The sequence below is a fragment of the Haloterrigena sp. H1 genome, from assembly GCF_005938085.1.
Taxonomy (GTDB): domain Archaea; phylum Halobacteriota; class Halobacteria; order Halobacteriales; family Natrialbaceae; genus Natrinema.
Map to the genome: position 1 here is coordinate 1,641,556 of NZ_SMZK01000001.1, position 22,686 is coordinate 1,664,241.

20 protein-coding genes and 1 pseudogene are annotated in these 22,686 nt (G+C 63.4%); 9 read left to right on the plus strand and 12 right to left on the minus strand.

Features of this window, described 5'->3' with window-relative positions:
- Positions 1–49: 49 nt before the first annotated feature.
- On the minus strand, positions 50–2,617 hold the full coding sequence (locus E2L06_RS08300; protein WP_138780403.1) for a calcium-translocating P-type ATPase, PMCA-type: 2,568 nt from the start codon (positions 2,615–2,617) through the stop codon (positions 50–52).
- A 538-nt stretch (positions 2,618–3,155) separates the two neighbouring features.
- On the opposite strand from E2L06_RS08300, the gene E2L06_RS08305 reads away from it, so the two are divergent.
- Complete coding sequence (locus E2L06_RS08305) at positions 3,156–4,820, plus strand: 4Fe-4S ferredoxin N-terminal domain-containing protein (protein WP_138780405.1); 1,665 nt, start codon at positions 3,156–3,158, stop codon at positions 4,818–4,820.
- A gap of 117 nt (positions 4,821–4,937) precedes the next feature.
- Positions 4,938–5,138: a hypothetical protein gene (locus E2L06_RS08310; RefSeq protein ID WP_138780407.1), complete on the plus strand. Its 201-nt coding sequence runs from the start codon at positions 4,938–4,940 to the stop codon at positions 5,136–5,138.
- A 169-nt stretch (positions 5,139–5,307) separates the two neighbouring features.
- Here E2L06_RS08310 and E2L06_RS08315 read toward each other — a convergent pair whose 3' ends face one another.
- The 4 genes and pseudogenes from E2L06_RS08315 to E2L06_RS08330 all read right to left on the minus strand — a co-directional run bounded on the left by E2L06_RS08315 (position 5,308) and on the right by E2L06_RS08330 (position 9,026).
- Positions 5,308–6,840, minus strand: coding sequence for a (R)-citramalate synthase (locus tag E2L06_RS08315; protein WP_138780409.1), 1,533 nt, complete (start codon positions 6,838–6,840; stop codon positions 5,308–5,310).
- 187 nt (positions 6,841–7,027) lie between these two features.
- Positions 7,028–7,374: pseudogene (locus tag E2L06_RS08320) on the minus strand (DUF192 domain-containing protein).
- Positions 7,355–8,484, minus strand: a protein-coding gene (locus E2L06_RS08325; protein ID WP_138778477.1) for an IS630 family transposase whose coding sequence is annotated in 2 segments (ribosomal slippage) — positions 7,355–8,058 and positions 8,058–8,484 — 1,131 coding nt in all. Because the reading frame shifts where the segments join, the coding sequence is not laid out codon by codon here. The pseudogene E2L06_RS08320 and the gene E2L06_RS08325 overlap by 20 nt, the downstream one beginning before the upstream one ends.
- Positions 8,485–8,675: 191 nt before the next feature.
- Positions 8,676–9,026: an ArsR family transcriptional regulator gene (locus E2L06_RS08330; protein WP_138780411.1), complete on the minus strand. Its 351-nt coding sequence runs from the start codon at positions 9,024–9,026 to the stop codon at positions 8,676–8,678.
- 115 nt (positions 9,027–9,141) lie between these two features.
- On the opposite strand from E2L06_RS08330, the gene E2L06_RS08335 reads away from it, so the two are divergent.
- Positions 9,142–9,669 (plus strand): hypothetical protein, encoded by a 528-nt coding sequence (locus E2L06_RS08335; RefSeq protein WP_138780413.1) that lies wholly within the window; start codon positions 9,142–9,144, stop codon positions 9,667–9,669.
- A gap of 57 nt (positions 9,670–9,726) precedes the next feature.
- On the opposite strand, the gene E2L06_RS08340 is transcribed toward E2L06_RS08335, so the two are convergent.
- The 3 genes from E2L06_RS08340 to E2L06_RS08350 all read right to left on the minus strand — a co-directional run bounded on the left by E2L06_RS08340 (position 9,727) and on the right by E2L06_RS08350 (position 12,743).
- Positions 9,727–10,665: an SDR family oxidoreductase gene (locus E2L06_RS08340; protein ID WP_138780415.1), complete on the minus strand. Its 939-nt coding sequence runs from the start codon at positions 10,663–10,665 to the stop codon at positions 9,727–9,729.
- A 285-nt stretch (positions 10,666–10,950) separates the two neighbouring features.
- On the minus strand, positions 10,951–11,742 hold the full coding sequence (locus E2L06_RS08345) for an endonuclease V (RefSeq protein WP_138780417.1): 792 nt from the start codon (positions 11,740–11,742) through the stop codon (positions 10,951–10,953).
- A 74-nt stretch (positions 11,743–11,816) separates the two neighbouring features.
- The gene (locus tag E2L06_RS08350; RefSeq protein WP_138780419.1) at positions 11,817–12,743 is read right to left on the minus strand and encodes a rhomboid family intramembrane serine protease; all 927 of its coding nucleotides are present in this window, start codon (positions 12,741–12,743) and stop codon (positions 11,817–11,819) included.
- A gap of 442 nt (positions 12,744–13,185) precedes the next feature.
- Between E2L06_RS08350 and E2L06_RS08355 the strand changes: the two genes are divergently transcribed.
- The 3 genes from E2L06_RS08355 to E2L06_RS08365 are packed head-to-tail and all read left to right on the plus strand — an operon-like array spanning position 13,186 to position 15,828.
- On the plus strand, positions 13,186–13,626 hold the full coding sequence (locus E2L06_RS08355; RefSeq protein WP_138780421.1) for a DUF5788 family protein: 441 nt from the start codon (positions 13,186–13,188) through the stop codon (positions 13,624–13,626).
- On the plus strand, positions 13,623–15,374 hold the full coding sequence (gene polX / locus E2L06_RS08360; protein ID WP_138780423.1) for a DNA polymerase/3'-5' exonuclease PolX: 1,752 nt from the start codon (positions 13,623–13,625) through the stop codon (positions 15,372–15,374). The genes E2L06_RS08355 and polX overlap by 4 nt, the downstream gene beginning before the upstream one ends.
- Before the next feature lie 10 nt (positions 15,375–15,384).
- Positions 15,385–15,828: a Mut7-C RNAse domain-containing protein gene (locus tag E2L06_RS08365; protein WP_138780425.1), complete on the plus strand. Its 444-nt coding sequence runs from the start codon at positions 15,385–15,387 to the stop codon at positions 15,826–15,828.
- Here E2L06_RS08365 and E2L06_RS08370 read toward each other — a convergent pair.
- Positions 15,822–16,574, minus strand: a complete 753-nt coding sequence (locus tag E2L06_RS08370) for a PHP domain-containing protein (RefSeq protein ID WP_138782520.1) — start codon at positions 16,572–16,574, stop codon at positions 15,822–15,824. The genes E2L06_RS08365 and E2L06_RS08370 overlap by 7 nt on opposite strands.
- Before the next feature lie 204 nt (positions 16,575–16,778).
- Between E2L06_RS08370 and E2L06_RS08375 the strand changes: the two genes are divergently transcribed.
- Complete coding sequence (locus E2L06_RS08375; protein WP_138780427.1) at positions 16,779–17,066, plus strand: hypothetical protein; 288 nt, start codon at positions 16,779–16,781, stop codon at positions 17,064–17,066.
- Positions 17,067–17,225: 159 nt separating this feature from the next.
- Here E2L06_RS08375 and E2L06_RS08380 read toward each other — a convergent pair whose 3' ends face one another.
- The 3 genes from E2L06_RS08380 to E2L06_RS08390 all read right to left on the minus strand — a co-directional run bounded on the left by E2L06_RS08380 (position 17,226) and on the right by E2L06_RS08390 (position 20,835).
- Positions 17,226–17,663, minus strand: coding sequence for a transcription elongation factor Spt5 (locus E2L06_RS08380; protein WP_008012489.1), 438 nt, complete (start codon positions 17,661–17,663; stop codon positions 17,226–17,228).
- On the minus strand, positions 17,663–17,842 hold the full coding sequence (locus E2L06_RS08385) for a protein translocase SEC61 complex subunit gamma (RefSeq protein WP_138780429.1): 180 nt from the start codon (positions 17,840–17,842) through the stop codon (positions 17,663–17,665). The genes E2L06_RS08380 and E2L06_RS08385 overlap by 1 nt, the downstream gene beginning before the upstream one ends.
- A gap of 299 nt (positions 17,843–18,141) precedes the next feature.
- Positions 18,142–20,835 (minus strand): PAS domain S-box protein, encoded by a 2,694-nt coding sequence (locus E2L06_RS08390; RefSeq protein ID WP_138780431.1) that lies wholly within the window; start codon positions 20,833–20,835, stop codon positions 18,142–18,144.
- A 148-nt stretch (positions 20,836–20,983) separates the two neighbouring features.
- On the opposite strand from E2L06_RS08390, the gene E2L06_RS08395 reads away from it, so the two are divergent.
- Positions 20,984–21,931, plus strand: a complete 948-nt coding sequence (locus tag E2L06_RS08395; RefSeq protein WP_138780433.1) for an oxaloacetate decarboxylase — start codon at positions 20,984–20,986, stop codon at positions 21,929–21,931.
- A 108-nt stretch (positions 21,932–22,039) separates the two neighbouring features.
- Positions 22,040–22,270, plus strand: a complete 231-nt coding sequence (locus tag E2L06_RS22365) for a hypothetical protein (protein ID WP_138782521.1) — start codon at positions 22,040–22,042, stop codon at positions 22,268–22,270.
- Positions 22,271–22,686: the final 416 nt, after the last annotated feature.

Sequence of the window (22,686 nt, forward strand, 5' to 3'; positions counted from 1 at the left end):
CCCGCGACCGTCCTGCGGGTGCGCCGGAAAATCGGTACAGCAGACCGTATCAGTCCTGCATGCGCCTGACGAGGACGGCAACTCCGAGATACCCAGGCAGACAGACAGCGAGGACGGCGGCGATAAGACCCCAGTCGGTCACGTCGAGTGGCACTGTCCCGAAATACTCGGAGAGCGGGGTATACAGCACCGAGAGGTGCAGCAGGATCGAAACCGCAACCGAAGCCGTGAGCCAACTGTTCGACAGTATCGGCGTTTCGCGCAGCCACCGGATGACGTAGAGCCCGACGAGTTCGAGAAAGACGAAGCCGGTGAAGACGAGCGTCATCGTGCGTGGGGTGACGGCGGGTGCTCCCTCGAGGGTGTAGAACGTGAGCGCAAGGAGGACGATCGTGGTCACGGCACCCATGCCGCCGATCATGACGAGCATCTCGCGACCGATGATCCCCTGCTCGCGGTCGCGTGGCGATCGGTCCATCACGTCCTCGCTTTTCGGATCCGAACCGAGTGCCAGCGCCGGCAGCCCGTCGGTCACCAGGTTGATCCACAGCAACTGCACTGCGGGCAGAATGAGATAGCCGTACAGCGATGCGATGAAGACGAGCGCCACCTCACCGATATTTGCACTGAGGAGGTAGGCGACGAACTTCCAGATGTTATCGAAGATCGTCCGCCCGCGCTCGATGGCGCGCTCGATCGTCGCGTAGTTGTCGTCGAGCAACACCATGTCCGAGGCCTGTCTGGCGACGTCCGTCCCGCGAATGCCCATCGCAACGCCGATATCGGCGTTTTTCAGCGCCGGCGCGTCGTTGACCCCGTCGCCGGTCATCGCCACGTTATGACCCCGGTCCTGCAGCGCTCGCAGGATTCGAACCTTGTGTTCTGGCGACGTGCGCGCGAACACGTCGACGGCCTCGGCCCGCTCGCGCAACCCCTCGTCGTCCATCCGTTCGATCTCTCGGCCCTCGAGCACCTCGGAGCCGATCCCGAGTCCGCTGGCGATCGCACCGGCTGTGCGGACGTTATCGCCGGTCACCATCTTCACGTCGATGCCGGCGTGTTCCGTCGCTGCGATCGCGTCGGCGACCTCCGCTCGCGGCGGGTCGATCATGCCAGCCAGCCCGACGAACGTCAGCCCGTCCGCGAGATCGTCGGGACCGGTCGGGCCCTCGTGGTAGGCCATCGCCAGCACGCGCAGCGCGTCGTCACCGAACTCGCGAATCGTCGTCTCGATCCGGTCGCGGCGTGCGTCGGTCAGCGCCACCGGACCATCGGCGGTCAGAATCCGGTCACAGTGGTCGACGACGACCTCCGGCGCACCTTTGACGTAGCCGACATCGTCGTGGACCGTCCCCATCCACTTTCGATCCGAGGAGAACGGCACCTCACCAGTCCGGGGATACTCGTCCCGCAGTTCCTCGAGATCGAGTCCGCGACGGTCGGCCGCCTCGAGCAAGGCCTGCTCGGTCGGATCACCCTCCTCGAGCGTCGCGTCGTTACAGAGTGCGCCGATTCGCAAGAGCAGGGCTTGGCGATCAGCGAGTTGCTCGTCCCCTGCCTCGCCGTCGACGTCGAGGATCATGTCGTTGACCCAGAGTCTACTGACGGTCATCTGGCCCTTCGTGAGCGTCCCGGTCTTGTCCGTACAGACGACGTCGACGGCACCCAGTGCCTCCACTGCCGGGAGTCGACGGACGAGCGCGTTCTCGTCGGACATCCGCCGGACGCCGAGTGCGAGCGCAAGCGTGACCACCGCCGGCAACCCCTCTGGAATGGCGGCGACAGCGAGCGAGACGGCTGTGAGCGCAGCCTGAATCGGAGCAGTTCCACGCAGGAGCAACAGCGGTGCAACCAGCGCAGAGAGGACGAGGACGCCGCCGCCGAGCATGCGACCCAGCTGATCGAGCTCGGTCTGTAACGGTGTCTCCGTCTCCTCGGTCGTGGCGAGTTCGCGGGCGATCGCACCGACCGCTGTCTCCATCCCCGTCTCGGTAATGACGGCCACACCCTTGCCGCGGGTGACGTTCGTCCCCTTGTAGACCATACTCGTCCGCTCCGCGAGCGGCGTTTCGGGTTCGACCGGCGCGGTCGATTTCGAGACCGGCACGCTCTCGCCGGTCAACGCTGCTTCATCGACCTCGAGATCGGTCTCCTCGAGCAGTCGGGCGTCGGCGGGGACGACGTCGCCGCCACGCAGGATGACGATGTCGCCAGGGACGAGTGCTGTCGCATCGACGTCGCTCGTGTCCCCGTTCCGCCGGACAGTGGCTGTCGGCGCGGCCATCTCGCGCAGCGACTCGAGACTCCGCTCGGCCCGATAATCCTGGACGAAGCCGAAGATCCCGTTCGCGACGACGATGATTCCGATCAGGACTGCGTCGACAGTGTGGCCCGCCCAGATCGAGAGCACGGCTGCAACGATTAGCACCCAGATCAGAACGCTGTCGAACTGCGCGACGAAAATGTCGACCGCCGACCGCCCGCCACCCTCGACGATATCGTTTTCCCCGTATTCCTCGCGTCGCCGCTGCACCTCGTCACTCGACAGCCCGTCGGGACTCGAGTCGAGGGCCTCGAGAACGCGCGACCACGGCAACTCGTATGGCAGATCGCCCATCGCCTCGATCTTCAAGCGCGATTCATATAGGCGTACCCCGGGTGTGGAGACGGCCGTGTCGCGACTGATAGACTGACGGGCTGGCGCTCGAGTAGCGTTAGAGCCGATATCAGGGTGGCACCATCAGAGTTTGACACGTCGATGTGCTTTTCCTCTGCGCTCGCTCCTTCCGGTCGTTCGCTTGGTAAAAATCACCGTGGTTTTCACTCCGAACTCCGAATAGCGGAACTGGAGTCCCACCTACTGCGATAGTCGCCACTGAAGGTCACTGCACACCCGGTCGACGACTGTCCGATCGGTGTGTCACTCGGTTCAGTTGTTACTATTGGTGGGAAATGACCGGGGTCAACCGCAGGAATCTGGTGATTTGCCGTCGTGTGCAAGGCCGGCCACTATGCTAATTCTTGACGTAGTTTTGCTGCCACGAGGAACCAATGTATCCGACGCTAGTATCTTCCCGGTCAGTACCTGCAGGGTGGAACCGGCAGCGACCAGCGGGGACGGCACGTGAGTCGACAGCTTCGACAGGGAGGGGACGATGAGTTCCGACGACCCGACAGCGGGTGAGGGGTCCGACGCGACCGACGAGCCGTTTCATCCGCTCGGCGAATCGTGGCAGGACGAACTCGAGGACCTTCTCGACGAAACCGAGTACGACACCGAACTCGGGATGGAGATGGGGAAAGACGCGATGCGGGTCACGAAAGGAGAACTCTCGGAAGAGGAGTTCCACGAGCGGTATCACGACGACGTGATGGAAGAGTTCGGCGAGGACGAGCGACCGATCGCCAGTCCAGACGACGAGGACGACGAGGGTGGGGTCGGCGCGATGCTCTCGAAGCTTGCCACCGGCGAGGAGTCCCGTCGCGAGATGCTCAAGAAGGCGGGTGCAGGCGTCGGCTTCGCCAGTCTCGGCTGGGGGGCGGTCGACCAGCAAGAGCCCGAGGAGGCCGTCGAAGACCCCAGTGAGGTCCACCCCGACGAGGACGCGACGCAGTGGGGAATGACGATCGACCTCGAGTACTGCGACGGCTGTCTCTCCTGTGTGACTGCCTGCAACGCAGAGCACAACTGGGATCTGGGGGCCAACTGGATGTACGTTCTCGCGTTCGAGGACGGCGACGTCGAGTCGCCCGACCCCGACAACTTCGAGAGCCACCGCGACTTCAACTTCCTCGTTCGCCCGTGTCAACACTGTACCGACGCACCATGCGAGAAGGTGTGTCCGACGACGGCCCGCCACACTCGCGATGAGGGTGGACTGGTGCTGACCGACTATGACGTCTGTATCGGGTGTCGGTACTGTCAGGTCGCCTGTCCGTACGGGGTCAACTACTTCCAGTGGGAGGAGCCGAACGTCGATGAAGAGGAACTCGGCCCAGACATGGTCTACGACCAGCGCGATCGACGCGTCAGCAGTCGGGCCCCCCGCGGCGTCATGTCGAAGTGCGTTTTCGACCCACCACGTCAGGACGGCAACTTCGGCGAGGAACTGGTCGGCACCACGGCCTGCGAAGCGGCTTGCCCGCCGAATGTGATCCAGTTCGGTGACAAGAACAACCCCAACAGCGACCCGTCGCGATATCAGGAGAACCCGGCCAGAGCGCGAACCCTCATTCGGCTGAGTACGATGTTGCCCTCGCCCAACGACCTCCCGTCGATGCTCGAGGGCGTCGGCACCGATCTGGCGTCGATCACTGATGCCGTCGATGGCCTCGACGAGCAATCGATCGCCCTCGCGGCGGCGGTCCAGATCACGAACGTCGAGTACGACCAGGAGGCACCGCCGGGCGATACGCTCGTGAATCAGGAAGCGACGATCCTCGAGGTCGTCTCGATCCTCGAGGACCACGGACTCGCCCTCCAGAGCGAGGAAGTACTGAGCGAACTCGGCCTCACGGTCGACCAGTTCCAGGGACCGCCTGCGGGGTCGGGCGAGGATAGCCCAGACATCGTGGTGAACGATCGGGAAGACGTCGCCCAGCAGCGACTCGAAGCGTTCATCCCGCCCTCGGGCAACGAGTTCGAACTCCTCGAGGATATCGGGACGAACCCGAACGTCACCTACCTCGGGCAAGAACCGGGACCGAACGCCCACCAGGTCCCCGGGCCGACCTCCTACGAAGATGTCGGCATGGTCAGTAAGCGCCAGAACGTCCTCGAAGACGAGACTGTCGGCCTCGGCGTGATCGACTCGTCGTAACACGCGTCCTCGATCCGGCGCTGTCGGGTCCGGTTAGCGGGCCACTGTTCTCGAGCCACGGGTATCGAACTGTCCGAAACCACCCGTATTCAAGCGACTCGAGTCGAACGGACGACTATGGACAGTCAAAAACGACTGATCGTCGCGGGCCTCTGGATCGCGGTTGCGGTCGTGATGGCCACGACGCTCGACCTCGGAGTTCCGTCGTCGGTGAGCGGGGCTGCTCGCCTGTTCGTCGTCGTACTCGCACTGTTTCTCGCGAGCGTCTACCTGCTCGATCCGTGGAACGTCGTCAGTGACCCCTTCCGACAGGACTGAGCTCGGAGGCGTTCGGATGCCAGCCGCGCCGTCGCCCCGACTCGTAAAAATCGAATCGTCTCGTTTGTCGACCGGCGACCAGCGATGTCATACGGACTACTGGTAGTCAATGCCGGTGGGACCGCGACTGCTCCGCAGTCCCACCGGGACAGCGGTACAGCAGACCGTATCAGTCGTCAGCCGGCGCAAGTGGCTGCTGATCGGCAGCCAGCAGTCGATCGAGTGCGTCGACCATCGCCGTGACGCTGGCGCGCGTGATGTCGGCCTCGCTGCGGGCGACGGTCACCGAGCGGTCGTTGCGGACCATGGTCACTTCGACGGTAACGACGGCGTCGGTGCCACCGGTAACTGCGTCGACGTGGTAGGACTCGAGTTCGGCGTCAGCCATCGAGCCAAGCGCTTCGCGGACGGCCGAGACGGCGGCGTCGACGGGCCCGGAGCCGGTGCCGCTGGCGACGCGTTCCTCGCCGTCGACCTCGAGTCGGATGCTGGCGGTCGGGACGGCACCGCCGCTGGTAGCGGTGAGATCGAGCAAGTCGACGACGCGGTCGCGGTCCTCGCCGGTGACGTCCTCGGCGATGGCCAGCAGGTCGGCGTCGGTCACGCGGCGGCCGCGGTCGCCGAGTTCGGTGACGCGAGTGGCGATTTCGGCGATTTCGTCGTCGTCGGCCTCGACATCGTGTTCCTCGAGCGTTGCTTTGACGCCCGCGCGACCGGTGTGTTTGCCCAGTGCGAGCCGGCGTTCACGCCCGACGGTTTCGGGCGGGTAGGGCTCGTACATCTTGTCGTCTTTGAGCGTGCCGTCGGTGTGGATGCCGCTTTCGTGGGTAAAGGCGTTCTCGCCGATGACGGCCTTGTTCGGCGGCAACTGGACGCCGGTTGCGCGCGAGACGATCTGTGCGAGGTCGTATAGCTCCTCGAGGTCGGCAGTCTCGACGTCGTAGACGTGCGCTAAGGCGATTGCGACCTCTTCTAGAGCGACGTTGCCGGCGCGTTCGCCGAGGCCGTTGACCGTACAGTGAACGAGATCGGCACCCGCCGAGATCGCCGCGAGCGCGTTGGCCACGCCCAGTCCGAGGTCGTCGTGGGTGTGGGCGCTAACCGGCCCAAGCTCGGCGAGCCGGGATACGGCCTCGTAGGTGTGTTCCGGTCCGGTGTGGCCGACGGTGTCGGCAAAACAGAACCGATCCGCGCCCGCTTCGAGCGACGCTTCCGCGAGGTCCTCGAGGTAGTCGAGGTCGGCCCGCGAGCCGTCTTCGCCGATGACTTCGACCCAGAGGTCGTGGTCTTTGGCGTAGGCAACGAGCTCGGCGGTTTTCTCGAGGTTGTCCTCGTGGGAGGTGCCGACCTTGTCCTCGACGTGGCGGTCGCTCGCGGGAACGACGATGTGGACGCCGTCGACGCCGCACTCCAGTGCGAGGTCGATGTCGCCTTTGAGTCCGCGACAGAAGCTGGTGATCCGAGCGTCGAGATCGAGGTCGGTCACCCGCGAGATGGCCTGTCGTTCACCCGCACCGGTACAGGCGCTGCCGGCCTCGATGGTCGAGACGCCGGCTCGCTCGAGGGCTCGAGCGATTTCGACTTTTTCGTCCGGCGACAGCGAGACGCCCGGCGCTTGCTCGCCGTCGCGAAGCGTCGTGTCGAGAAGGCGCACTGTACGGTCCGATGCGATCGTCTGTTCGGGTGAATGACTTACAGGCAAGAGTGGTGGATTGGGGGAACTGCGATTACGTTCGTCGGAGAATTTCACGCCCAGCCGGGTTGCCCCGACTTCCTCTATCCTCGTCAGATGGCGTATTGCGTGCCATTGTACTGCAGGCTAACGGATCATGCCGACTTAAATCCGCCGGTCGCGCAGTGCCATGCGTCCGCGCCTGTGCTGTGGGTCGTCAGTGCTCGTCGTCGCCCTCGAGCACCAGCCTGTCGCCGGGTTCGACATTGGCTGCGGCCCCGGCGGGGAGTTCGACGATCAAATCAGCGCGAGCACGGGCGAAGCTACGCCACGGTCGCAACCGCTCGACGCGACGGACGACGCCGTCGACGGCCCAGACGGCGTCGATGGGGAAAAGACGAACAGCATGTGGAGATCACGGACCTTCGCCGAGTCGAACCGGAAGACGAGCGCGTAGTCGTCAGGGACGGAGCGACGAAACATGAGTCCGCGAGCCTGGCTGGCGAGCGAGTCCGCGATGTCGACTGTCGTCGCTAGTGCTCTGTCAGGCGTCAATTGAAGGATATAGGCGTTTCAATTTGATGCGAGCATCGTCGGTCGTAAATCGCCAGTCAATATCCGTTTCACCGCTGTTTCGTTCCTTTTTCCATGCGGCGACCTCCTGACGGAGTGTCGCCGCATCGGGAATACGTCGGTCGAGACACTGCTGTTGCAGCGTATTGAACTCGATTTCCGCCATGTTGAGCCAACTGCCATGGACTGGCGTGAAGTGGAATTCGAGCTTGTCGAGTAACCGACGTGCTTCAGCCGGTTCGAAATATTCGTAGAAGGCAGCTGGGTTGTGCGTGTTGAGATTGTCCAGCACCACCCGGATGCAGTCCGCATCCGGGTAGTGCTGATCCACGAGATGCTGGATGAAATGCACCCAGTCTTCGGTGGTTCGTCGGTCTTTGACCCTTACCGCTCGCCAGCCGGCGAGCGGTTCGGAGGCCAGAAACAGGTTCTTGGTGCCGTTGCGCTCGTAGTGGTAATCCTCACGGGCAACCGTGCCCGGCTCTGCCGGGCGCGGTTGCTTGACGTGCTTGATCAACTGTGTCGGGTGCTCGTCGAAACAGACGAGAGGTCGGTCTGGATCGTATGGTTCGCGGTAGAGCGAGAGGATGTCCTCCATGTGATAGACGAACTCGGAGTCTTGACCCGGCGGAATCACCCACTGTTTGGATCGGTGAGGCTGGAGTTCGTTTTTTTGAGGACTTGACGAATGGTCTCGTGGGAGATCGACTCGTGGTCGATCTCCTCGAGGACAACGAGTTCGTCGGCAAGAAGCCGGAGCGACCACTGGGAGTAGCCTTCGGGCGGTTCGCTGGTCGCGAGGGCGATAAGGTGAGCTTCGTCCTCACCGTCGAGTTTGCGTTCGTAGGTGCGGTCAGGATCCTTGCGTTCGATGGCTTCGAGCCGGTCACGTTCGTGGAACTTCTTCCGTGTTCGCCACGGAGTACTCGGGCTACAGCCGAGTGACTCGGCGATCGCCGAGTCACTCTTACCGTCGTCGGCTTGGAGGAGGATACGTGCGCGAGTAATCTTCTGCGCCCGGTGGACGCCGTGCGATGTAATGCTGTTCAGTGTATCTCGCTCTTCTTCGGTCAACTCGATTGGATACGTCGACTGGGTCATTGCCACCAACCTACTATCCACGACAATATGAGCCTTTCAACTCACGGCTGACAGTACACTAGGGCGGTGCGGTCAGCGCTGTGGATCGACTGCCCGTCGGACGTCGATTCGTGGACGAGTCGCACGCCCTCGAGTCTGCATGGCGGCGAGAAAAAGGTCCCGACCGCCCGCCGAGGCCGGCAGCGACGCGCTTACAACTCGCTGACTGCTGACGCGGCATCGAACAACGACAGCACGCCGTCTTCAAAGAGCAGGCGACCGAACTGCGTCAGTTCGTACTGGGGACCGTCGATTGAACAATCGACCAGACATGCCATCCGTTCGGCGATGACACCGCCGTCGACGAGCGCGTCGACGCGGGCGTGGATTTCGTCCTCCGTTGCCTCCAATTCGGCTGTGATGTCCGAGACGGTAACGCCCTCTGCTGGGTGGTCGTACACCGTGTACGCGACCTCGAGTCGGTCGCGATCCCCGATTGCAGCGATGACGTCGATCACGTCATCGGCCGACAGGAGCGTCTCGGTGTCGTCGATCGGTAGCATACTCGGTGGTGACGCAGCCCGTCGGCAAAATCCCATCGCCAATCCTGACTGTCCGGGACGGTATCATGGTCGGGCCGGACGATTCAACACCTCTCGAGCCATAGCACCGCCGACGATGGAGAAAACGCCGCAGGGAACCTCGGTCGGCGTCGACGATCCCTACGAGTTCGCAGGTGTCTGCGACCATCTCACCGGTGAGGGGACCTGTCGATACGCATTCGATCACTACGAGCACGACCCCGGGTTCGCCCGCGAGCGTGCGAGCGACGAGTACGCGTGTCCCGTCGTCGACCCCGAGTCCGGCTGGTCGTGGGCCGACTGTCCGCACTTTCGCTCGCGCAATCGCGACCGCGAGTGCGTTCGTTGCGGTCTCGAAGAGAAGCGGCTGGCCCACGACGACGAGCGCCCGTTGCTCGAGGAGCACCACCTGTCGTACGCGCGCGACGGCGACACCCTCTCTCACGAGATCACGGTCTACCTCTGCCGGTGGTGCCATTCGAAGGTTCACGATTCGTGGGCTCGGATCACCGACGATGCCGCACTCGACCCCGAGGCGATCGCAGCCCTCGAAGAACGTCGCGGCCGCGAGCAGTCGGAACTGGGCTTCGAGTCGGCGGCGGAGCGATACGATCGAGACGAGTAGCGTATCGTCACGTCGTCTCGAGAGATCGAGACAGTGTCGACGGAGACCGAAACGGATCTACGCCAGTTTCCGCAGGAGACCGTAGACCGCGTCACGCAGTCGGTCCGGGAGATAGCGCGCGTAGCTGCCGTACTGGGCGAGCGGACCGACCGGGTACCGGGCCGGCGGATCGGGGCTGGTCGCCGCCTCGAGAATCGCCTCGGCGACGTCGTCGGGATCGGAGGCGAAGGGGCCGCCGCTGCCGCCGCCGATCAGTTGTGCCTCGTCGTAGAGGTCGTACAGCCCCTCGTAGGCCGGCGTTCGTTCGTCTTCCGGGAGTTCCTCGTCGACGCGATCGCTGAAGTTCGTTTCGACCGGGCCGGGTTCGACCACGACGACGTCGATCCCGAACTCCTCGGCTTCACCGCGTAAGGCGTCGCTCATCGCCTCGAGGGCGTGTTTCGAGCCGGCGTAGGCACCCGCTCCCGGCAGCGAGATTCGGCCGACGACGCTCGAGACGTTGATGATTCGGCCTTCGCCCTGCGCGCGCATATGTGGCAGGGCGGCCCGCGTGAGCCGGTGGGGGCCGTAGACGTTGACGTCGAACTGCCGGTGGAGGTCGACCGTGGCGACGTCCTCGAGCGGCCCCATCTGGGCGTAGCCGGCGTTGTTGACGACGCAGTCGATCGAGCCGGCGATGTCGACGGTCTCCTCGACGGCCGACGCGACCGCCTCGGGATCGGTGACGTCGAGCGCGAGCGTCTCACAGCCTGCCTCCTCGAGGTCGGCGAGATCGTCGACGGTTCGCGCCGTCGCGAAGACCTGCCAGTCCGCAGCGAGGAAGGCGCGAGCGGTCGCGCGGCCGATCCCGGACGAGCAGCCGGTGATCAGCACCGATTTCTTGCGCGTGTAGCGGTCGGTCTCGGCGGCAGCGGTCTCGCGGTCGTGGTCATCCTCGGCGACGGTGCCGTCCGGTCCGTCGTCGGCTGTCCCCTCGACGTCCTCAGCGGTAGCCATACGTGACCGGTTCGGGAGACGATACCTAAGTATCGACGGTTTGTCGCGCTAGTCGTTAGTTTCGGATATGAATTATATCGTGACGGGGAGATTGCCTGTTCGGCGACAGCAACTACCCCGAAAGCCCCCGGATCTCTCGGCTCGCGCGCCTCGATGCGCTCCTCGCTCCCGATGGTCGCTGCGGTGCTTTCGTCATCGTGCTTCGCCGAGGGACCCGGCCCCTTTCAGTCCCACCCGCCGCGGACAGTCGATTGGGTAGCTGTCGCCAGTGACTGGCCCGCAAGCCTACTCTCCGAATTCCTGCTTGGCTTCGTCGGCGTACTTGTCGGCGAGTCGCACTGGTTCGGGGAGTTTGTACGACGAAGCTAGCTCGAGAACGGTGTCGGCCGCCGTCTCGGGACCGACGCGGTGGCCGGAGCTGACGTACAGCGGATTGATGTGGCGGTTCGGCGAGTCGTACTGGCGGGTCTGGACGGCGTAGCCGAGCAGCGTGCCGTCGGGGGCGTCGACTCGTGCGTTCGCTTCGATGGCGACTCTCAAGCCCGCCGGGAGACCGTCGGTATCCTCGCGCGGGCGGCCACAGAGCAGGCTCTTGGCGACGCCGATGCTGGGCACGTCCCGGACCACGCCCATGTGGGTCGCGATGCCAGCCTGCCGAAAGTGGATGCGGCCGCTGCCGTCGAACAAGAGGAGATCGGGGTCGACGAACAGTTCCTCGAGCGCCGCGAGGATCGGCCCACCTTCGCGAAAGGAAAGGAGACCGGGGATATAGGGAATCTCGAGGTCGGTGATGGCGTGGACGCGCTCGATTACCTCACCGCCGCGGGTGGCGACGACGGCGCTTAAGGCGCGATCCTGTTCGCCAGCCGCGTTCGTGAGAAACGACTGGTCGACGCCGACGACGACCGGTGGCTCGCTCCCGCTGGCGGTGGCGGCGAGGGGATTCGAGAGCGCGCTGGGGTCGAACGCGAAGTCGTCCTCGAAGACCGCGATGTCGGCAATCTCGCGCTGGAGAGTTTCCATCTCCGTACGCGAAAGGCCCGGATCGGGCGCGAGGTCTGGCCGGGGCTGACTCATTCGTTTGCGGTGAGAGCGGCCGGACGAAAATCAGTTGCGGGGTGTCGCGGTGCGAGCGCGGAACTCGAGAACGGTCAGAACCGGCCGCGTCCGGGGCCACCTGGACCGCCCGGGCCGCCGGGACCGCCACCGCCGAACTCGAGGCGACTCGGCGCGCTGAGGTTCCGGTTTCGCTTGACGTACTGGCCGTAGGCGAGACCGATCACGAGGCCGATGAGGTGGGCCCCGTGAGCGATCGGACCGCCGCCACCGACCGAAAGGAAGAACACGCTGAAGAAGGCGTAGCCGGCAGTCAGCAGCCAGATCGGCACCGGGAGGATGAAGTAGAGGTACACCTTGAGATCGGGGTTCAGGACCGTCAGCACGCCCATGATCGCGAGTGCCGCGCCGCTGGCCCCGAGGACGGCGGTCGGAGCGCCCTGTGCGGCCGAAATCAGGACTTGGCCCAGTCCGGCGAGCGCGCCGCTGACGATGAACAGGATCGCGAAGTCACGCGAGCCGATGTACCGTTCGACGAGCGGTCCGAAGAAGAACAACACGATGCTGTTCCCAACGATGTGCATGAAGTTACCCGGACTATGGGCGAAGACGGAGGTGACCCACGTCCAGACGTACGCGACGTTCCACGACGTCAGCATGAACAGCGACCGGTGGAGTGCCGAGTCGGCGACCAACAGCACGAACCACTGTGCGAGAAACGTCAGCCATATCAACGCGAGGAACGTATAGGTCGCGTTCCCGCGAAAGTACGCCAGCGGCCCGCCCGGCCCGGTATTGATCGGGAGTTTGTCTATGATACTCGAGGCCCGTGACGTGTTCCCACCAGAGTCGACGCTCTCGTCGAAGCCGCTGTCGAAGACGCCCTGCGGGTCGTTCCAGTTTTCGAGCCCCGTACAGTTGTGATTCTCGGGGAGCCGATGGTCGGCACAGTAGGTCCCACCACAGTGCCGACAGTTGTACGGCATGTTTTCGTCTTTCCCACACACGTCGCACTTGGCCATTACCCGGAGGTATGTGCGGCGTCGCTAAGGGATTTGGGGTTTCGGCCGGATTATTTCATAGCGATCAATCCGATCAGGATGTGGAGTCGATCGGCTCGTTTCCCATCGCCAGACGGGACGTGACTCCGATGGGATCGTTATGCCGGCTCGCGGGCGGTCTCTTCGCTATCCGCGGCTGATCCGATCTCTGATACGGACTCCTGTCAGTCAGTGCCGGCGGGACCGCGACCCGCACTGCGGTCCCACCGGGAACTCGGTACAGCAGACCGTATGAGTCGGAGACGGCCGTTTCCGTACTCCGTATTGTACTGCGGTGGTGGTCGGCGATTGAAATAACCGACGGATGACTCAAATCGCTTAGGTTCGCACAGAAGCCGCGTATCTGCACACGATATGCGCCGCGGACTGTACATTTTTGCCTCCCCGCCGCACACATTCGGTCGTGCAAGAGTACGAGCGCAAGCAACTGCTCGAGCGTGTCGAGCGCGAGGGTGCGACCGTCGGCGCGGACATCCCGGAGACGATCACGGTCCAGGGGGAGGAGATCGACCTCCGGACGTTCGTCTTCGAGATCAAGCGTCGCGAGACGGTTCCATCCGGCGAGCGCGACCGCGTCGAGCAGGCGAAAAAGAACCTGCGTCGTGAGCGCCTCGAGCGCCTCGAGCAGATCGAGGAGGACGACATCACCCGCGAGAAAGGCGAGGAGCTCGCCCAGAGCATCATCGGCATCGATCGGGCGCTCAACGCCCTCGAGAGTCTGGGGCCGACGGATCTCGAACGCGAGCAGAAACTGCAACACGCGCAGGATCGCAAGCGCTGGATGTCGTTCTTGAAGAAGGCACTCGGCCAAGACGACGACGCCAGCGCACGGAGGGGTCGATGACGACCAACGCGGAACTCGCCGCCCGCTTCGAGGAGTTCGCCGACTTGCTCGAGGCCGACGGCGTCGAGTACAAGCCCCGCGCGTACCGCCGGGCGGCCGAGAACGTCCGCGCCCACCCGTCGCCGATCGCCGATCGGGTCGACGCCGGCGACCGCGGAGCCGTCGAGAACATCGATGGCGTCGGCGACGCGATCGCCTCGAAGATCGTCGAGTACGTCGAAACCGGCTCGATCGAGGAACTCGCGGAACTCCGCGCCGAGCTGCCGATTGACATGGCCGACATCACCCGGATCGAAGGCGTCGGGCCCAAAACAGCCGGCAAGCTCTATCGCGAACTCGGGGTCGAGACGCTAGACGACCTCGAGGCGGCTGCCGATGCCGGCGAGGTCCAGGAGGTCAAGGGGTTCGGTCCGAAAACCGAGCAGAACATCCTCGACAACCTCGAGTTCGCTCGCACCGTCGGCCAGCGCCAGTTGCTCGGCGAGGCGCGACCGCTTGCCGACGACGTGCTCGCCTTTCTCGAGTCGCTCGATGCCGTCGAGCGATGTGAGGTGGCGGGCTCGATCCGCCGATGGCGCGCGACGATCGGCGACGTCGACGCGCTCGTGGCGACTGAAGCGCGCGAGGACGTAATCGACCAGTTCGTCGCGTGGGACTCGGTCGACGACGAGATCGAGTCCGGGCCCGAGAAGGCAAGCGTCCGAGTCGGCGAGATCCGGGTCGATCTGCGCGTCGTCGCGCCAGACGAATTCGGCTCCGCACTGCAGTACTTTACGGGCAGCAAGGACCACAACGTCAGTCTGCGCAACTACGCGATCGAGCGCAGGATGAAACTCAACGAGTACGGCGCGTTCGACGTCAGTGAAATCGACAACCCCGACAGTGGGCAACGCGTCGGCGAACGCGTCGCGGGTGAGACTGAAGAAAGCATGTACGATGCGCTTGGATTGCCGTTGATTCCGCCGGAGCTTCGTGAGAACCGCGGCGAGATCACTGCCGCCGAAAACGGCGAGCTACCGGCGCTCGTCACCCGTGACGATATCCGCGGCGATTTCCACACCCACACCGAGTGGTCCGACGGTAACACCTCGATCGAAGCGATGGTCGAAGCCGCCGCCGAACGGGGCTACGACTACTTCGGGATCGCCGACCACGCCGAGGGTCCCGGCATCGTCGGCGGGATGGGGCTCTCCGATGCTGAGATTCTGGAACAGGTCGAAGCGATTCGTGCAGTCGGCGACGACGCCGAACTCGAGGTCTTGGCAGGGATCGAGGCTAACGTCGATTCCGACGGCGAAATCGACCTCTCCGACGAGGTGATCGACGCGCTGGACGTGATCGTCGCCTCAACGCACAGCGCGCTCGATCAGGACGCCGAGACCGCCACGGAGCGACTCGTCCACGCCGTGGAAAACCCCGCGATCGACGTACTGGGACATCCCAGCGGCCGCCTGCTCAATCAGCGCTCGGGGCTCGACTACAACGTGACGGCGGTCGCACAGGCCGCCGCCGAGCACGACACCGCCCTCGAGGTCAACAGCGACCCCCGCCGGCTGGACCTCTGGGGCAGCGCCGTTCAAGCCGCCATCGGGGAAGGGGCGAAAATCGCGATCGACACCGACTCCCACCAGCCTGCGACCCTCGAGTACATGCGCTGGGGCGTCCACACCGCACGCCGCGGCTGGGCCGAACCGGCCGACGTGATCAACACCTTGGAGCTCGCGGAATTCCGCGAGTACCTCCACTAACAGACGTTCTATGCGCGTTCTCGTCGACGTCATGTGCGGCGGTGTCGTCTCCTACCTGCGGATGTGCAACCACGACACCGTTTACGCCGGCGATCGAGGGCTCGAGGCCGACGACGACCTCCTCGCGGTCGGCCGAGACGAAGCGCGGACGCTCGTCACGCGGGACGTGGCGCTGGCGACCCGGGCCGACGATGCGATTCTCCTCGAGGCTCGCGACGTCGAGGACCAACTCCGAGAACTCGCTGCGGCGGGTGTCGACCTTTCGCTGGTCGACGAGCCTGCGTTCTGTGGCCGGTGTAACGGCCCACTTGTCGGTATCGACGAGACGGCATCGACGCCGGAGTACGTGCCTGATTCGGCCGGCGAAATTTGGGTCTGTCGTGACTGTGGCCAGTACTTCTGGCGCGGGAGTCACTGGGATCGCGTCGCGGAGACGCTCGCGAGGATTCAGTAGACGGCCACGTCGTCGAATCGCCCATCGTAGGCGATATGCTCGGGATGGGTCGGTTCGGTGCCCGACAGAAACAGTCGATCGATCTTCTCCCACGTGTTCTCGTAGACGAGATGGCCGAGTTCCGTCGCCGTCGTCGCCCACCGATTGAGGCCGTTTTCGTAGACGACGCAACGCGCGACGCCGTCCTGTAGCGCTGTCACGAGATCGGCTTCGCTCTCGATCGGTGTCTCGAAGGCAGTGTGGGCGACGCCGACGGTTTGCGGAAGGTGTGCGTACGAGGAGGTGATCGGTGGAAGCGAAAACGCTTCCGCGAGGTCGCGTGCGCGGCGATTGTGCATCGGGAAGTGTTTCGGGTTGAAAATCTCGAGGGCGTCGATCGTCTCCGTGTACGTCCGGAAGTCGGATTCCTCGAAGCTGACGTTTGCGAAGGTCGGATGCGGGACGAGCACCGTCGCGCCCTGTCGCTCGAGCTCGGCCATCGCCGTCTCGAGCGGAATGAAATCGGGCACGGGCTCCTCGAGACCGAGTGCGAGGATGTGCTTGCGGTTTCGCCAGGTACCGGTGAACACCTCGCGGGCGGGAACAACCAGTAGCTCGTCGTCGGAGTAGACCGCGGCGCGTTCGCGGATCTCCGGGAGGCGGGTGAAGTGAGGTGCGTAGACGAGTGCGTCGAGGCCGGCCCGTTTAGCCCGCTCGACCACGCGCTCGTCGAGCACCTTCACGTGACAGTCTACTCGGAACGTCACTCCGTCGCTCACGACAGTCACTTCTGGCACAATCGAGTTATGGATTCTGATTTAGCGGTGGCCAGAGAGGACGCACGTCCACGGGCGAAGTACAGCGGCTATTGTCAGCACCAGTGATTGATTCTGTTTTGGAGACGGTCATTCAGGCCGAAGACTATTGCTGCGAAAAGATCATTAGGACGGCCGTGTGAGTGGAAGTATCGAATGGCCTGGGAATGCGGAATCGACGGCTGTGGCGCAGTGTTCGAGGATGTCGAGTCTGCTGTTGTCCATCAGGCGACCGACCATCAGCGCCGCGAATGTCAGGTCTGTGGTACTATCGTGCCGGACGGCTACCTCGCGATCCGTCACGTCTTTACCGAACACAGCCGCGCCGAATACGTCCGCGCCTACGGCGCCAGTTCCGAAGCGGTCCGGGAACGCGAGGAACTCCTCGAGCAGATCGAATCCGTCGTGGATATGAAAGCGGTTGCAACGGAATTGAAGCGATAGAGTTCGAGTCGTGTCGCGCTTTTTACCGGTACTGCGTTGGGTTCGGTCGCTCACTCCGGTAGCTCGCTGTGCCGTGTAGAGACCCCTTGACTCGCTACCGCTCGCCGGAGTCGACGTGTTCAGTACGGTGTCACCGCGCTGACTGCTTGCTGAGCGCGTTCACCGCTCGTCACTGTCGAGTACGCGGATCTGATCGCCACGCACCGTTACCGGAATCGGGACCGTCGCCTCGTACAGTTCGACCGTCACCTGATCTTTGCCTTCGTCGATCCGCTGGACCTGTGCCTTCTCGCCTTTGAACGGCCCGGCGATGAGTTCGACGATGTCGCCCTCGGCGATCCCCTCGACGTCCGGCTTGGGCGAGAGGAAGTGTTCGACCTCGGAGATGTCCGATTCGCCGGGGACGATACTCCGGGCGTGGGGAATGTCCTCGAGGACGCGATTGAGAACCGCGTCGCCGTCGGCTTCGACCATCACGTAGGAGGTCAACGAGTCGGGCGCGAGCGCGGCGTGGATTTCGGGCTCCTCGCGGTTGATAATCATGTCCGCGACGGTGCGCTCTTGGCTCGCCGTCGTTTTGACAGCGAAGATGCCCATTAGATGCCACCACCGCTGGGCAGCAACACCATGACCGCGCCGATGAGGAATCCGACGAGACCGACCAGCAAGATCCCTGCACCGGCGATTTTCGATACCTGAAGGAACTCCTCGCTAGTCGGCGTCGTCGCCATTTTCAACACCCGAACGTACGAGGTGAGGTCGTACGGAACGTCCATATTTGTCTATTCACAGCGTGGGGTCTTTTATCTGTCTTTCGTGTCTACTGACTGTGGACCGATCTTTCGTACGGTCTACTGTAACTGTTTACTGGTGTAGCCGTACGACGCGCTTCGGGTGTGGCGGAACCGACTGACAGGAGTCCGTATCAGCTCGTGCCAGCCGAGACAGGTGTCCGCCGGTCGACCCCTCGCGTCGCTGTTCGAGGGAGGTCGCGATGGTAGCCACGATAGTTCGTGACACCTGCCATCGAGAACGTCTCCGCTGGGCTGGTTCCATACGGATTCCTGCCAGTCGATTACGAGTCCGTGGCTGGCAGCGTAAACGACACCGTCGTCCCCTCGCCGGGCTCGGAGTCGACCCAGATCTCGCCGTCGTGGCGCTCGACGATCCGCCGACAGAGCGCGAGCCCGATCCCGGTGCCGGCGTGTTCCTCATTGGTGTGTAGTCGCTGGAACACTTCGAAGACGCGTTCCTCGTCGTCGGGAGCGATCCCGATCCCGTCGTCGCGTATCGAGATCGTCCACTCGTCGCCCGTGCGCTCGGCGGCGACGTGGACCCGTGGTGGCTCGTCGCCGCTGTACTCGATGGCGTTGTCGAGCAGGTTTTGAAACACCTGTCGGAGCTGGCTGGCGTCGCCCACGACGGTCGGCAGCGACTCGGCCGTGATCTCGGCGTCGTGTTCCTCGATCGAGAACTGGAGATCCGCGAGGACGTCCGACAGCACCGTCTCGAGATCGACCGCTTCGAAGGGATCACCGCGGGTTTCGACGCGAGAATACTCGAGCAGGCCATCGATCATCTCGCGCATGCGCTCGGCGCCGTCGACGGCGTAGTCGAGGAACTCCTCGCCGTCCTCGTCGAGGGCCTCGCCGTAGCGGGTTTCGATCAGTTGCAAGTAACTGGTGACCATCCGGAGCGGTTCCTGCAGGTCGTGTGAAGCAGCGTACGCGAACTGCTCCAAGCGCCCGTTCGAGGCCTGTAACTCCTCGATGTACTCGCGGCGGTCGAAGTGCAGTTTCAGCAGCGTCGCGAGCGTCTCGAGCAGGTCCGCTTCCTCGTCGGAAAAGCCAGCCGCGTCGTCGGCCGCGAGATCGGGATCGTCGTGGAGGACGATATCGATCGCGATCGGCGTCCCATTCGCAGTGCTGCTAGATGCGGTGATCCGTTGCTCGAGCGGTTCGTACGTGTCAGTGACCACTTCGTGGTCGCCGACCGAGACGCACACAGCAGTTCGGTTCGGATAGCGGAAGAACTGCGGGAGACTAGTCACGAACTCCTGTAGCAAGTCAGATGCCGGTTGATCGGCGGTCTCGAGTAAGTTCGTCGCGAGTTGGACGGCGTCGAGTTCTTTCTCCCGTTCCTCAAGTTCCCGTTTGCGACGCTGTGCGAGCTCTTTCAGATCGGTGATGTCGGTTGCCGTCTCGACGACCTGCTCGGGTTCGCCCTGCTCGTCGGTGATCGGTCTGACATTTACCGAGAGCCACTGTTGTCCGTCCGGTCGATTCAGGCGGATCTCTCGGTCGGTCACGGGGGTTCCCGTTTCGAAGACGCGGGGGACGGGTCGTTCCTCGATCGGGATGAACTCGCCGTTCGTGTCGTACATATCTCGTTGGGCGGTGGTATAGACTGACTCGTCGTCGCTCGGGAGGTCGAGCAGTTCTGCCATCCGTTCGTTCGCCCTGGCCGTCGATCCATCCCGATTCACGACCGCGATGCCAACGGGGCTCGTCTCCAGAATCCGCTCGCTGAGTTCGTACTCGTGGCGCAGTCGTTGCTCCCGTTCACGGCGGTCGGTCATATCACGGGTGATCTTCGCGTAGCCTTGCAACTCGCCCTCGTCGTAGATGGCCGTTATCGTCACGCTCGCCCAGAACCGCGACCCGTCCGACCGGACGCGCCAGCCCTCGCCTTCGACCGTCCCCGTCTCGCGCGCGTGCGTCAGATTGCGTTCCGGGATATCGTCTTCCCGATCGGCCTCGGTGTAGAACGTCGAAAAGTGCTCGCCGATGATCTCCGTCGCACTGTAGCCTTTGATCCGCTTGGCCCCCTCGTTCCAGCTCCGGACGTATCCATCGGGGTCGAGCATGAAAATCGCATACTCGTCGACGGCGTCGACGATCGATTGAAACCGCTTTTCGCTCTCCTGTCTGGCCTGCTGTGCTTCTTTCCGATCCGTGATGTCGTAGTAGAGTTCGATGCGCCCACCAGCGTACGGTCCGGATTCGATCGGTTTGCTGCGGTGTTCGAGCCAACGCTCCTTGCGATCTGTCCCGGCCGTCACCCGACACTCGAACTGTTCGACGGAGGTGTTGTCCTCGTAGGTGGCCAGTACCGTCTGCGCGAACGTTTCGGGATCGGCAAGGCGATCTCGGATCGTCTCTCGAATCAGCGTGGGCTTGTCTCTGCCGATGATCTCAGCCCGTTCGAGGCCGAAGTACTCCTCGATCGTTTCGTCGGCCCACACGATGTCGAACGCGTCGTCGAGGACGAACACGCCGACGTTGGCCTCGTCGATGACGGACGCGATCGAGTCGGACGCCGTCCAGACGGACGGTAGTTGCTCGTTCGTCGGATCGTGGTCGTCGACCGCCCGAACGACGCCGACGGCTCCCTCGAGTTCTCCGTTGGCCACGAGCAGGCTCACCCGAAGTTCACAGGAAATCCGCTCGCCAGCAGCAGTCTCGACAACGAGGTTGAACGGCGTATCGGGATCGACATCCTCCTCGAGACGCGTCCGGATCGCGTCCTCGAGGCGCTTTGCATCCGGTGCTGAGACGACGGTAGACACGTGCTCGCCGAGGAGGTCCGCTCGTGGATACCCCGTCAGCGATACGATGGCGTCGTTGATAGCGACGAACCGGCCTTCGGCGTTCAGCTGGAAGATCCCGTCGTCGATGGCGTTGACGAGCGTGCGACAGCGTCGAAGCGAGTCGGAATCGCTCTCCTCGCTTCGAAAGAGTTCGGTCGAGACGCCGGCCACGTCGCTCATAGCCGTAGTTGGACCTCAATCGGTTTACATCGTGTGGTAGTCCCCGCTCGAGCCGCAATCGAGTCACAGACACGGGAGCCGCTATCGCCCCGCCCGGTCGACGGCCCGCATCGACACCGACTTCGCCGCGACCACCGTGTGATCGGCCATGACCGACTCCGGTGCCACGCTCCGAACGTATCTCGAGCGCGACGAACTCCTGGTCTGTCCTGGCGTTCACGATCCGCTTACCGCCAGAGTCGCCGATGCCGTCGGCTTCGACGCCATCTACATGACCGGCTACGGGACGTCGCTGTCGAAGACCGGCTACCCCGATGCCGGCTTCATCACAATGCCCGAGATGATCGAAAACGCTGGCAACATCCAGGAGCAGATCGACGTCCCGCTCATCGCTGATTCGGACAACGGTTATGGCAACGCGACCAACGTCATCCGGACCGTTCGAGAGTACATCAAAGCCGGCGTGGGTGCAATCCACATCGAAGACCAGACGGTCCCGAAACGCTGTGGCCACACGAAAGGGCGACAGGTCATCCCACGGGAGGAAGCGATCGGTAAGATCGAAGCCGCGGCCAACGTTCGTGACGATCGTGCCGAAGATTTCGTCCTCATCGCCCGTACCGACGCCCGCGGCACGGGTGACGGCTCGCTCGACGAGGCGATCGGTCGCGCCAACGACTTCCTCGCAGCCGGCGCTGACGTCGCGTTCGTCGAGGGCCCAACCGACGACACTGAACTCGAGCGCATCGGCCGGGAGGTCGACGGGCCGATCGTCTACAACTTCGTTGGCGATCTCGGCTCCTCGCCGTACGTCGATCTCGCGTCGCTCGAGGAGTGGGGCTTCGACATCGTGTTGTTCCCCATTACGTCGACGCTGTCGACGATCGCAAACGTCTACGCGGATCTCAGTACCTTCGCGGACGATCCCGTGGCGGCGATGCGAGACATCGACGACGCGTTCAATTCCCAGCCCGTCGGGAGCCTCCACGAGTTTTCGGGCTTTCCCGAGGTCGTCGAGTGGGAACGACAGTATCTCCCCGACGAGGCACAAGACAAGTACGAAGATTCGCTCGGAGACGACCTCGAGTCCGAATAGCCGGGCGCTCGAGGAGCACGGGAAGGGAGACCGGCGACTCGAACGCCACCCGGGGCGCTAATTGCAACTGCCTGACTGACCTCCCTTCGTCCGTGACCCCACGACCGAATCCACGCCCGAAAACCGACCCACGACATCGACCGGTGGTCAGTCGACACGATCGAGCACGTCAGCGAGCGGGGCGGACACTGCGTCTTCGAGGTGCAACCCGAGGAGGGTGACACGGTCGAACTCGTCGTCACGATTGCGATTCGTGAGTTGGTCGTGCGCGGATTGGATCTCGACGCCGGAGAGTCACCGATCGGGGCTCGAGTCTGGTATCGGAAATACGGCGGCTAACGGACGAGAGCCTGTCAGCCACGCACCAATTCCTGGGCTTTTGCTCCATAATTGAGGTGCACAAGAAGGTTACGTTAAGATTAAATAGTTTCGTCGGATGACTATCACTATATTCGAAAGAAAATGGCGGCTTCGAAACGGACGACCTGCGAGACACGTCGTTCCGGTTTCCACACGAGCAACGTTCGACCGACATCGATCGGTCAGATCGTGCCGATGATAGCTGCGATAGTCTCGAGCCGGCGCTGAGCAGCCAGTCACGTCGAAGCCGGTGGACGGAACGAAGCCAACGATGAGACACGCTCGTTCTTTCGAAGCGGATCACTTCAGAAACCGATGACGCGAAAACCACGTAGACCCTCAGAGTCGTCGACTTGGAACCGTCAGTGTAGCCACGCGAACAGTACAGTCACGGG